The organism is Bacteroides sp. (assembly GCF_030151085.1).
GTDB lineage: Bacteria > Bacteroidota > Bacteroidia > Bacteroidales > Bacteroidaceae > Bacteroides.
Genome location: NZ_JASLER010000081.1, coordinates 13,268 through 26,020 on the forward strand (window position 1 = coordinate 13,268; position 12,753 = coordinate 26,020).

At 42.2% G+C, this 12,753-nt stretch carries 7 protein-coding genes; 6 read left to right on the forward strand and 1 reads right to left on the reverse strand.

From position 1 onward, the window contains the following. The first annotated feature begins 112 nt into the window (after window positions 1-112). From Q1W14_RS16225 to prfB, 6 genes are all read left to right on the forward strand, one after another. On the forward strand, window positions 113-1,189 hold the full coding sequence (locus tag Q1W14_RS16225) for a M57 family metalloprotease (RefSeq protein ID WP_300703277.1): 1,077 nt from the start codon (window positions 113-115) through the stop codon (window positions 1,187-1,189). A gap of 217 nt (window positions 1,190-1,406) precedes the next feature. Then, window positions 1,407-3,857 (forward strand): glycoside hydrolase family 9 protein, encoded by a 2,451-nt coding sequence (locus tag Q1W14_RS16230; RefSeq protein WP_300703280.1) that lies wholly within the window; start codon window positions 1,407-1,409, stop codon window positions 3,855-3,857. 14 nt (window positions 3,858-3,871) lie between these two features. Beyond that, window positions 3,872-5,098: a DUF5009 domain-containing protein gene (locus Q1W14_RS16235; RefSeq protein ID WP_300703282.1), complete on the forward strand. Its 1,227-nt coding sequence runs from the start codon at window positions 3,872-3,874 to the stop codon at window positions 5,096-5,098. A 9-nt stretch (window positions 5,099-5,107) separates the two neighbouring features. Beyond that, window positions 5,108-6,538 (forward strand): family 10 glycosylhydrolase, encoded by a 1,431-nt coding sequence (locus tag Q1W14_RS16240; RefSeq protein ID WP_300703284.1) that lies wholly within the window; start codon window positions 5,108-5,110, stop codon window positions 6,536-6,538. Next, a complete protein-coding gene (locus Q1W14_RS16245; protein WP_300703286.1) occupies window positions 6,531-7,253 on the forward strand; it encodes a carbohydrate-binding family 9-like protein in 723 nt (240 codons plus the stop codon). The genes Q1W14_RS16240 and Q1W14_RS16245 overlap by 8 nt, the downstream gene beginning before the upstream one ends. A gap of 108 nt (window positions 7,254-7,361) precedes the next feature. Next, window positions 7,362-8,477: a peptide chain release factor 2 gene (prfB, locus tag Q1W14_RS16250; protein ID WP_300703289.1), complete on the forward strand. Its 1,116-nt coding sequence runs from the start codon at window positions 7,362-7,364 to the stop codon at window positions 8,475-8,477. Window positions 8,478-8,540: 63 nt separating this feature from the next. Here the strand turns inward: prfB and Q1W14_RS16255 are convergent, their stop codons facing one another. Continuing rightward, a complete protein-coding gene (locus Q1W14_RS16255; protein WP_300703291.1) occupies window positions 8,541-12,743 on the reverse strand; it encodes a hybrid sensor histidine kinase/response regulator transcription factor in 4,203 nt (1,400 codons plus the stop codon). Window positions 12,744-12,753: the final 10 nt, after the last annotated feature.

Sequence of the window (12,753 nt, forward strand, 5' to 3'; positions counted from 1 at the left end):
AAAAGTATTCTAAAAAGAATAATCTTTGATAAGGAAAATAAGGAGAAGTCTGTGAAGTATTTTCACACTTCTCCTTATGCTATGTTTCCATTTAATTCAATATTTAAGTATTATGAACACAAGATATATTTTGAATAGCTTATTGGTATTATGCTATTCTATGCTTTTAGTACTTACAACCGCTTGTAATAATGAATTGGAAGCTGTTGAATCTGAAGAACAACAACTCATCTCAACCGAAGATGATATGCGTGCAATCCAAGCTCTTGGATTTGATACTTTAGATCTAATTAAACTGAAATCAGGATATCTTATTCAAGGCGATATATTGATTGAGAAGAATAGCCTTTCTACTAGTAATCAGGTACAGACGAGACAGGCTTATCATACCACTGGCTTGATTGGTCATCCTAAACAAAGATCTATTACTGTGGGAGTTGATAATTCGATACCTACATCAGGTGTAGATAACTGGCGGGAGGAAATACAGGAAGCTATCAACTTATGGAATCCTCTCAGTAATCTTAAAATGACTTATACGACAGCAGTTAACCCAGATATACTTATCCGTAGTGATGTCGGCAATCTTTTGCCTGACAATGTGATTGCAGCTGGTGCTTGGCCAATGAACGGAAAACCGGGATCTTCTATCAGGATAAATTTGGATTATAATTTTAACAAAACAATTCCACGACTTCAGAAAATATACAATATGGTTCATGAACTAGGACATTGTTTTGGCTTAAGACATACGAATTGGAAATCATTAGGTGAATCTGAAGCCAAACATGTTGGTATATCTCCTGATTCAGATCCCTATTCTGTAATGAATGGTGGAACAGCTGAATATCAATGGTCTGGATTTAGCAATGGAGACAAAAGTGCTATTGCAGTTTTATATCCTCCATTCTTTAAAGGTTATTTTATTGATTATCCTGATGAAGTAAAGCATTTTGGTGTTGACAGATACGTGATACACGTTGGTGGGAATCATCCGATTGTAAGTTGTAATCATTGGGCAACTGCTGGAATGGTACTCATTAGTACTAAAGATAATTCTGCAACTGTTATTTTTGGAAGTCCAGTACTCTCCGAACTTTCTGTTGGTGTTACAACAGTCTATGGGGAAACTTATCGTATTGGCAGAGAATATGCGACCCAAATCACTACCCAAGTACCCCGTAATTAGTCATTAATATTTTTTATTTTTCTATTTATAAAAGAAATTATAATGCAAGTTTTTACCCTTTGATTCCTGATGATATATCAGCATTAGCTAATATGAAAAAGAGAAAACACTTAATAGAATCATTTTAACTTAACTCGAGGGCGTATCAAGAATATGCTTTATATTTGTAGAAATATAAAGAGGACTATCCTGATACACCCTTTTAATCATTTTTTCTATGAAGCACATCATTAAATATTTCTGTTTACTGTCCGGTTTGCTTTGTGCCCCGACAGTTCTACTTCATGCCCAAGTCGACAAAAAGTTGAAAGCCGATATAATAAATACCGGCTATGTACACAGCCCACTGCCACTTGACGAAACAAAAGCCTTCGAAACATTCGGATTGAAAAAGAAAGTACTTGAATCAGCTATGTTGTGCGATATGGAGGACTTCTCCAAATGGTCACACAAAGGTATCGGCAAAATAGGTTTGACTACCGAAAGAAGTAAGTCCGGTAAACATAGTCTGCGTTTGGTGTCTGAAACAGCTCCTGAAGGAATCCTTGACTGGGGATTGGGACGCGGCACTTGTATGGCCTCTTACGATGTTGGTGGCGCCAATTGGGAAGGCTACAATCGACTGAAATTCTATATTTACCCTACTTGTGAAGGTGCACGCAGCATCTACTTGAATCTTTATGTCGAGAATGACGGTGAAATCAAAGTTCCCGATAAATACGGACGTGAAGGTTATCATGAAATAAATCTGAAGAACGATCAATGGAACGAATGTTTCGTTGAGATGTCCGGCTTGGCTCGTGATAAAGTGACTAAAATATCTTTTGCTATCGAGATCTTTGGTAAAGAGAGCACTATGGGAGATTCTCTTCGCTTTGATGTGGATGCGGTAGAGCTTCAGAAAATAGAAAACCCCGAAACGGTGAAAGGCTGGATGCCTGCTCAGAACCGTATCATCTTCTCAACTACCGGTTACAGTCTCGAAAGTCCTAAAACTGCTATCGTTAATGTGGAAAATCATAGCGGACAATTCCAATTAAAAGATGCCGATACACAAGCTATTGTCTTCACCGGACCTATTAATAAAGAGAAAACCGGATTGGGAGAGTTTGAAACGATTGATTTCTCTAACTTCAAGACACAAGGCAAGTATGTGATTCAGGTAGGCGATGTTACTACTTTCCCCTTCTATATACATAAAGATGTATGGGATGATTCTGCTTGGCGCATGGTCAACTTCCTGTTCTGCGAACGTTGTGGTTATCCTGTTCCCGGAAAGCATGGTGCTTGCCATACTGACTTGCATGTCAACTACAATGGTAAAGTGATGCCTATAAACGGAGGATGGCACGATGCTGCCGATATGTCTCAGCAAACTTTGCAGACAGGAGAAATATCCTACTCCTTACTTTCTATGGCTAAACGTGCGAAGGAAAAAGGAAATACCGACCTCTATAATCGTCTGATGGAAGAAGCTCTTTGGGGCATTGACTTTATCCTGAAAACCCGTTTAGGTGATGGCTATCGTGCGCAAACTTGGGGAACTAACCTTTGGACTGATGGAGTACTGGGTACCATTGACGATGCCGGACGCCGTGAAATGCTTGTTCATAACGGAGCTTTGGAGAACTTCCTGCTCGCAGGAATAGAAGCTTATACTTCTATGATGGTTGAAAACGATATTGCCCTCAAAAATAACCTGAAGAAGATTGCTCAGGAAGACTTCGGTTATGCCATGGCGCGCTTCAACAAATTGGGTTTTGCCGAATTAATAAAGAAGGGTGGCGGACATGCCGGTATGGCATCCGAAAGCCAGTATCATGCCAATATATCTTGGGCTGCTAGTATGCTTTACCAACTTACAGGGGAACAGCAGTATGCCGATGAGGCTGTGAAAGCCATTCGTTATACTTTGCAGTGCCAACGTACCGAACCATTGAAAGACAAGAATAAGACTTGTGGTTTCTTCTATCGCGACTTAGCTAAGAAGTCTATTGTTCACTATACCCACCAGTCACGTGACTATGCCTATATGGAAGCATTAGCAGCATTGTGCGAAACACAGCCTAATCATGCCGAATATAATCAATGGATTCATTCGATGAAGTTATATGGCGATTATCTGAAGAACATCATGCAGCATGTTTACCCTTATGGAATGGTACCTAGCGGAGTTTATCATAAAGATGAAGTGAAAGACTCAGTTAACTTTTATGCCGTCCAGGTAGGTATTCGTAGCGGTGCGGAAGAAGATTATAAAGAACAGTTGGAAAATGGCATTCGTCTGGATAAGGAACACTATCTACGTATATTTCCGGCTTGGTTCTCGTTCAAAGGAAACATTGCAGTACATCTTTCTACCGGAAAAGCAGCTGCTATTTGTGCCAAGATCCTGAAAGATAAAGATCTGAAAGACATTGCTGAGCAACAACTATTCTGGGTGGTAGGTAAGAATCCTTTCGGTCAATCAATGATTTACGGAGAAGGCAGCAACTATCCGCAGCAATATACCGCTCTGCCGGGCGAGATGGTGGGAGAAATCCCCGTAGGTATGCAGTCTTATTTCAATGAAGACTCACCCTACTGGCCGCAGTTCAACACGGCTACTTACAAAGAAGTGTGGGGCTCATCGGCTGCACGCTGGCTGATGTTGATATCTGAATTCTAAAAATAGAGAAAGTTATGAGCGATACAAACATTTATTCACGTCGCAATCTTGCGATAGATATGCTACGTGCATTGACCATGTTTACCATGATCTTTGTGAATGATTTTTGGAAGGTACACGATGTCCCTCATTGGTTGGAGCATGCAGCTTACGGAGAAGATTTCATGGGATTGGCAGACATTGTATTTCCTTGTTTTCTCTTTGCGGTAGGTATGTCTATACCATACGCCATAGAAGGCCGATATTCCAAAGGATATTCGGCGGAATCGACATTAGGACATATCCTTTCGCGTACTTTTGCCTTATTGGTAATGGGAGCCTTCATTACGAATTCGGAATATCGTCTTTCTCCTGAGGTATGCTATCCTATCGGTGTCTATTGGTTTATAATGGCGGTAGGATTTATCGGAGTGTGGAATCAATATCCGCGAACGAAGTCAAAGATGCAAAAGAACCTCTTCCTGGCTTGTAAGATTATAGGTGTACTGGCACTGCTTTATCTGGCTTTCACCTTCCGCAACCCTAAGGGAGGGGTATTCGGCTTTTCCGGAGGTATTTTGGGAGCTATCGGTTGGACTTATCTGGTGTGTGCCGTTACCTATTATCTGACTCGTGACCGTTTAAAGTATTTGCTACCTATCTGGATCATCTTTATCCTGATTTGTCTGCTGACTACACCGTTACGCGAGCAATTTGGCGGTACTGCCATTCTTGATTTTCCAGAATGGAACTTTCTTAGTGGTATGCTGGGTGCTTTGCATATAGGCAACGGGGCTTTACCGGCATTTACAATGGGGGGCGTTTTGCTTTCTATTCTCAGTGCACGTTATGCAGGTAAGAGTGATTTATGGAAGTTGCGCACTTCGTGGATAGTTGCTGCGGGAATTTTACTACTCGGTATTCTTTCGCACCATTTCTGGATTGTTGCCAAGATGGGTGGAACACCTCCCTGGGTATTCTATGTCATAGCAATTTCAGTAGCTACTTATGGTGTATTGAGTTATTTGGTCAGTCATCAGATAACGGGATGGTTCAAATTAATAAAGCCTGCCGGTACAGCTACACTGACTACTTATCTGATTCCATACGTGTTCTATGGCTTTGCCGATGTTACGGGTTACGTACTTCCGGATTGGTTTACTCATGGCTTTATGGGAATAATTAACTGCATCTGTTTCGCTTTTGTAGTGATTGGTGTTACTTGGGTGCTGGAAAAAATGCATATTAAACTTAAAATTTAGATAGATATTATGAAGAAGAACCTATTATCAGTATTTGTACTGATGTGTTTGATGCTGGGACTTTTTGCGTGCCAGCCCAAAAAGGAAGCTGTTAAAGAGTTCCCTATGTTTTGGACGTGGCTTGATTATCGTCCCGGTATGAATTTCGATTCTATTTGTCAGGTAATGAACGATATCGGTATGGATGGAATCATGCTGAATGCGCCTACTCCCGACGATTATCGGGTTGCCATACCTATCGCCCACAAACATGGCATTGAAGTCTATGCCTGGCTTTGGACAATGAACCTGGAACACGATCGTGATCGAATTCTGAAAGAACACCCCGATTGGTTCAGCGTAAACCGTAATGGCAAGAGTCTGGTGGATACAACGGCATACGTGGGATATTATAAATTCCTTTGTCCTGCTTTGCCCGAAGTACGTGAGTTTATCAAGGATAAGATCAAAGCCTATTGCGAGGTGGAAGGTCTGAACGGAATCGCTATCGACTACCATCGCTTTGTCGATGTAGTGCTGCCTACTACCTTGTGGCCTAATTATGGCATTGTACAAGACCGTGAATATCCGGCATGGGATTATGGTTATCATCCTGAAATGATCAAGAAGTTCCAGGCAGAATACGGCTATGATCCGCGCGAACAAGAAGATCCTTCTCTCGATGTGAAATGGCGTCAGTTCCGTTGCGACCAGATTTCAGAGGTGGCAAATATGATTGCTGAGACTGTGCATTCATACGGCAAGACCATGGCAGCTTCTCCATTCCCTACACCGAAGATGGCTTCACGTATGGTACGCCAGGACTGGGGTAATTGGAACCTGGACATCGTATTCCCCATGGTTTACCATACTTTCTATACAGGAGATGTAAGCTTCATTTCCGATTGTACGGTTGAAAATGCACGCGACAAGAATGATATGACTACTCTTTATTGTGGTATGACTGCTACCGATGGCCCGAAGATGTTCGAGTGTATGGATGCAGCATTCAATAGTGGAGCACAAGGTATCGCCGTATTTACGATGTTAGGTCTTCGTTCTCCCGAAGTAAGACAACAATTTAAGGCTTATACGGATAGCATGCGAACAGTGCGTGCTGCCAATGGCGGTGTCATAAAAGCAACCTACCCGAAAGTTGCGGAGATTGATCCTTTCAAGCACGAAGGCATTATGCAGCTGATACAAGAACGTATGCAGCAGATTATAGCTAAAGCTGCCGGTAAAGAAGAACTCGCACCGCTTTCTTTGGGTGAATATAAGGAGGTGGATTCTTATGATGCAACCCGTTGCTATCAAGTGGTAGATGATAATAGCAAGACGACTTTTGACGTCACTTTCTATCTTTACGGAGATGTAGTATCCGGATGGGATGTTGTGGCAGCCGATCAAGCTTCAACGAAAAATAATAAGTTGGCGTATAATGCAATGTTGTATGAATAAGTTTTTTCTGTTCTTTGTCTTTCTTATAATAGGACTGCCTTGTAGTAATGCTCAGGAGACAAAGAGCTTAGTTATAAAGAAAATAGTGTGTACAGCTTCACCGGAAGGTGAGGCTGTGCCTGCATTGCTGGATGCAAACAACATAGCGTTTCATCCTATTGATGTAGTGAATTGGAAAGAATATCCGTACAAACCGGAAGTCAGTTTCCGAATAGCGCATACGGGTAAAGAAATTCTGCTCCACTACAAAGTAAAAGAAGCCAGTATACGTGCCGTTGCCGACAAAGATAACGGACGTGTATGGGAAGATGCTTGTGTAGAGTTCTTCGTCTCTCCGGATGGTGACAACTCTTACTATAACTTTGAGTGCAATTGTATTGGTAATCTGTTAATTCAAGGAGGTGTAGTGAACGAGCCTCGCCCGATGGCCAGCCCGGAAGTATTGGCTATGGTGAAGCGTTGGAGTTCATTAGGCAATAAACCTTTTGAAGAACGTATCGGTGAATGTAGTTGGGAGTTAACCATGGTCATTCCTGTTACTGCTTTCTTCAAGCATTCGTTGAACTCATTCAATGGGAAAAAGATGAAAGGGAACTTCTATAAATGTGGTGATAAACTGCAAACGCCTCATTTCCTTTCTTGGAGTCCCATTAACTTGGAGCGACCTATGTTCCATTGTCCCGGTTTCTTTGGGATGTTGACTTTTGAAGAATAAAGCAATTGCATACTTATTGAGTTGATTACTGCTGGATTATGCGTTTTTTTCATACCTTTGCAACTCGAAATTTCAAAGAGTATATTTATAAAAACCGTAATTTGACGTATGATTACCGTTGAACAACTGAAAGATATTAAAGAACGTACCGAGGCGCTGAACCGCTATCTGGACATCGAAGGAAAGAAAATACAGGTAGAAGAAGAACAACTTCGCACCCAGGCTCCCGGCTTTTGGGACGATCAGAAAGTTGCCGAAGCTCAGATGAAGAAAGTAAAGGGTTTGCAGCAATGGATTGCCGGCTATAATGAAGTGAAAACATTGGCGGATGAGCTGGAACTGGCTTTCGACTTTTATAAAGACGAACTGGTAACTGAAGAAGAAGTGGATGATACTTTTGCCAAAGCTTCTGCTGCTGTCGAAGCGCTCGAACTCAAGAACATGCTTCGGGATGAAGCCGACCAGATGGACTGCGTCTTGAAAATCAATTCCGGTGCTGGTGGCACGGAAAGTCAGGACTGGGCAAATATGCTGATGCGTATGTATCTGCGTTATGCAGAAACACATGGTTACAAAGCAGTCATCTCCAACTTACAGGAAGGAGACGAGGCCGGTATCAAAACTTGTACCATCGAAATGTCCGGTGATTACGTATATGGTTATCTGAAAGGCGAGAATGGAGTACACCGTTTGGTGCGTGTATCTCCTTATAATGCCCAAGGTAAGCGTATGACTTCTTTTGCTTCTGTATTCGTCACTCCTTTGGTTGATGATACTATCGAAGTAGATATCAAAGTTGCCAATATCTCATGGGACACTTTCCGTTCCAGTGGAGCCGGTGGTCAGAATGTAAATAAGGTAGAATCCGGTGTACGTTTGCGCTATCAGTTCAAAGACCCTTATACGGGTGAAGAAGAAGAAATCTTGGTTGAGAACACCGAAACACGCGACCAACCCAAGAACCGCGAGAATGCAATGCGCCAATTACGCTCTATCTTATACGACAAGGAGCTTCAACATCGTATGGCCGAACAGGCTAAAGTAGAAGCCAATAAGAAGAAGATTGAATGGGGCTCGCAGATACGAAGCTACGTATTTGACGACCGTCGCGTAAAAGACCACCGTACTAACTACCAGACTAGTGACGTGAATGGCGTCATGGATGGTAAGATAGATGAGTTCGTAAAAGCATACTTGATGGAGTTTGCCGGAAACGGTGAATAACCGATTAACTATACTGGGTATATCTGACTGCATATAGAATAAAACAATGTGCCGGAACTGGATTCAGTTTCCGGCATTTTTTGTATTCTCCTCCATGTTCTTTATGAACTCTGTCGGTAGCATTCCAAATTGTTTTTGGAAGCATTTGGCAAAATAGGAAGAAGAACTAAACCCTACAAGGAAACCAATTTCGGTTATTCTGTACTCTCCCTCTATCATCATCTTGCAGGCTTTCTTCAACCGGGTGATTTTAATGAAATCGTTTGGAGTCATATCTATGATACCCTTGATTTTCGTAAACACGGAAGTACGGCTCATATTTAGCTGCTGTGCTAGAGTATTTACAGAGAACTCAGAGTTTTCAATGTTATTCAGGATAATCTCGGTACACTTGTTCATAAATTCCTCGTCCAATCGATTGTGCACTGCGGAGCGTATGTCGGACAACGGAGTGGAAGCGTACGTTTTCTGAACACTTTCTCTTTTTCTGAACAGATTCCGTAGCTGTGCTTTTAGGTGGAAAGGTGAGAAAGGTTTGTCAATATAGGCATCAGCCCCGGCTTCCAAACCTTGAATCTTGCTTTCGGTATCAGTCTTTGCGGTAAGCAGTATAACTGGTATATGGGAAATATTGATGTTGCTCTTTATCTTTTCACAAAGCTCGAAGCCGTTCATGTCTTCCATCATTACATCGCTGATAACGAGGTCTATCTTGTTCTTTTCCAGTATCTGCACAGCTTCTTCTCCGCTTAGTGCTGAAATGACGAAATACTCTTCAGAGAGAATCTTAGAGAGGAAGTCCAGTATTTCCGGGTTGTCATCTACCACCATGACTGCATACTGTTTCTTTATCGGTTCATTGGTTTCTTCTTCGTTGATGACATCTTCCATACAGGTGTCCGCAAGTACTATGTCTTCTACTTTTCTTTTACTTTGTAGACCTTCATTGACTGGCATTACTTTGGGCAGATAGACAGAGATGGATACGCCGCTCTTGCCATCTTCCCGGTCAGAAGCCACTATTCTACCATTCATGAGCTGCACGAGCGAACGTGTCATGTGCAAACCTATTCCGATGCCCAGTTTATTGATTTCCTTGTTGCTCTTTACTTGGTAGAAAGCATCAAATATCTTGTTCTTATCTGTATCTGTAATACCTATGCCATCATCAGTGATATTAAGTATTACTTCTGTGTCATTCTCTTCGGCAGTTATTGTGATAGAACTCTTGGCATATTTCATTGCGTTACTCACCAAGTTGCTGACTATTTTCATGAGTGCCTCTTCGTCGGTAATTATCATCATCTCTTGGTTTAAAGAAGAGGTGTCAAGGTTGATCTCCTTTTGCTTGGCGGTCAATTCGAAGATACCGGTGACTTTGGCTATAATTTCTTTCATCCGATAGGAGTCGTAAGACAACTTATAGGCGCCCGAATCTACCTTTCTGAAATCTAACAATTGATTTACCAGTACATAGAGCCGTTTGTAGTTCTGCTCGATGATGCCCAGATATTCACCATAAACATTGTTGATGCTGGCTGTGTTCATGAGATATTCCAGCGGGCCGATGATGAGGCTCAGCGGAGTGCGTATTTCGTGGGCAATATTGGTGAAGAACTCTATCTTGGAGTCATAGAGTTCTTTCTCTTTTTCATCATTCAGGCTTTTGATGTGTTCTCGTTGTCGCTTTTCCGAGCGCTTGATGTAGTATCGGACACTCAGAAAGATAATGATGATGCAGAGAACAATGTATATAAGAAAAGCAACCTGTGACTCGAAGAAAGGTGGGAGCACTTTGATCTTCAAACGTACTTCGTTCGTACTCCATATCTTATCACTGTTGGTGCCTTTTATTCGAAGGGTATATTCACCCGGTTGCAGATTAGAATAGGACAGATGGTTGTTATTGCCTTTGGTGAATTGCCATTCATTGTCCAGGCCTTCGAGCATGTACTGGTAATAATTCTCTTTAGGTGCGATGTAGCTCAGGGCTGCAAAGTCAAAACCAATCATTGATTGGTTGTGTTCAAGAGTGATTTCCCGTGTATAGCCTATGGCTTGCATTAAAGGAGAGTTCTCTGTATTAACCGATATTTCTTTACCCAGAATAGTCATTCCGGTCAGAATGACAGGAGGATTATAGCCATTCTCTCTCAGGCTTTGCGGAGAAAAAGAGCAAAACCCATCTGTCGATCCAAAGAAGAATCTCCCGTCTGAGGCTTCGATACCTGAATCGGGAGTAAACTGTTCATTGTACAATCCGTTTGACTTGGAATAGACCTTCAGGTGTTTTGTATCGGGGTTGTAAACTACCAAGCCTTTGTTGGTGGCAATCCATAATACATCACCTTTGGGGATGATGGAGGTGATAATCTGGTTAGGGAGCTCAAGGTTGTCGTATCTTGTGAAGTCGTTGGTAGCTTCGTTATATTTACATAGTCCTTGTCCGTGAGTACCTATCCATAAATTCTTCCGGCTGTCAATGGCAAGGGTGGTTATCACGTTTTTGGTTAAAGAATTGGGGCTGCCGGTATGCTGGTATGATTCTATTTTCTTCGTTTTTATATTGTAGGCCAATAATCCGTTGGTACTGGTTCCTATCCAGATAGTTCCGTTATTGTCTTCGATGATGCAAGATACCCGCCCGCTGAAAGAGGCGATTCTGATGAAGGCTTTCTGAGATGCATCGTAATAGCAGACGCCATTGGAGGTGCCAATATAAATGAGTCCGTTACTGGCTTTATAGAGTTCGAATACGCGTGAAGAGGGAAGGCTGGTCTTGTCAGCAGGGTTGTGGAGGAAAGTTTCAACTTTTCCTGTCTTTAAGTCGAATACTTCCAGGCCTCTTTCGTAGGTGGCTGCAAATAACTTGTCTCCGTCCAATAGAAGGTCGTGTATGCAGTAATAAGTGGAGCCTATATCAGCAGCACTTCTGAAAGCACTGATTGCTTGGGTTTTTGCATTAAAGCGGAAGATTCCATTATCATCGGTGCCAATCCAGTAATTGCTGTCTTTGTCTTCGCGCACCACGTTGATCACTTTGCCGGCAAGGCTGCCGGGAGTGGGTGAGCAACTGTAGTATTCAAAGTTGTTTTGAAAGGAGGAGTAGAACTTGATACCGTCGAAATAGGAGCCCAGCCAAAGGCTTTCTTCCTTGTCGATATACAGGGCATAGATAAACTTGTTGACTCCGGTTCTTATCTTTAGTTGCGGATTATTCGAAGACATTACTTCTCCTGTTCCCGTTTTGAAAATACCTACTCCATTGTCCGATGCGACGAGAAGTTCACCGGGGCGATATTCTTTGATATCATGGATGTGATATAGTAGGTTATTGGCGCTCTTGTCCTGAAAGTTAGTGAAAGTTTCGGTGGAAGGATTGAACAGGTCTATTCCGTTTTGGAAAGTACCTATCCAGAGGTTCCCGTACGAGTCTTCGAATATGCTTTGAATGGAATTATCCGAAACACTCTGTGGAGTCTTTCCTTTTTGGTAAGTTTTGAATTTATTATTCTTTATGTCGTAGCGGCATAGACCTTCCGAATAGGTTCCAATCCACAGGTTCTGTTTGCTGTCCAGTTGCAGGGTCATGATAACATCTTGGGGGATGCAGTTCGTTTGACCGGGGATGTTGCGGTATGCTTGAAGCTTTGTTTTACTTCCGGGTGAAAAGCGGTATAAGCCTTTTCCGTTTGTGGCGATCCATACATTGTGGTCGTTGTCCTCTATCATGTCGGTGACATACGACTGTATGGTTTCTCCTGTCTCCGTTTTGGCTTCAAAGGGAATGAATGTATCTGTTTTTGAGTCATAGATTACGATTCCGTTGTCCAGCCCGATCCACATCCGACCTCTGTAGTCGATAAATATCTTTTTCACACTATTGCTGGTGGTGGCATCAATGTACTTGGATAGATAGTAGTTCTTGAAGCGGATTCCGTCGAAGCGGCTCAACCCGTCGTCGGTGCCGAACCATAGGAAACCGCAGGAGTCTTGCAGAATGCTGTAAACCCTGTTGGCTGCCAAGCCGTCGTCCATGGTGTATGCGGTGGAGAAGATGCGCTGTGCATTCAATGTAAAGCACCAGATGCATAACAATTGTATGACTACAAAAAGGATGAGTTTCTTCATGGGGTGTTGCTTGACTTTGTTCTCAAATGATTTGCCGTTGGCAATATTAGGAAGAATAAGTAGCAATAACAAACGATAAGTCATCTTTTTAGCGGCAGGAAAGAACTTTTGAAAACGAACGAAAAATGCGTTCAAATCTAGGATA

Coding starts and splice junctions, on each gene's coding strand:
- Q1W14_RS16225 (WP_300703277.1), top strand. CDS start 113: ATGAACACAAGATATATTTTGAATAGCTTATTGGTATTATGCTATTCT.
- Q1W14_RS16230 (WP_300703280.1), top strand. CDS start 1,407: ATGAAGCACATCATTAAATATTTCTGTTTACTGTCCGGTTTGCTTTGT.
- Q1W14_RS16235 (WP_300703282.1), top strand. CDS start 3,872: ATGAGCGATACAAACATTTATTCACGTCGCAATCTTGCGATAGATATG.
- Q1W14_RS16240 (WP_300703284.1), top strand. CDS start 5,108: ATGAAGAAGAACCTATTATCAGTATTTGTACTGATGTGTTTGATGCTG.
- Q1W14_RS16245 (WP_300703286.1), top strand. CDS start 6,531: ATGAATAAGTTTTTTCTGTTCTTTGTCTTTCTTATAATAGGACTGCCT.
- prfB (WP_300703289.1), top strand. CDS start 7,362: ATGATTACCGTTGAACAACTGAAAGATATTAAAGAACGTACCGAGGCG.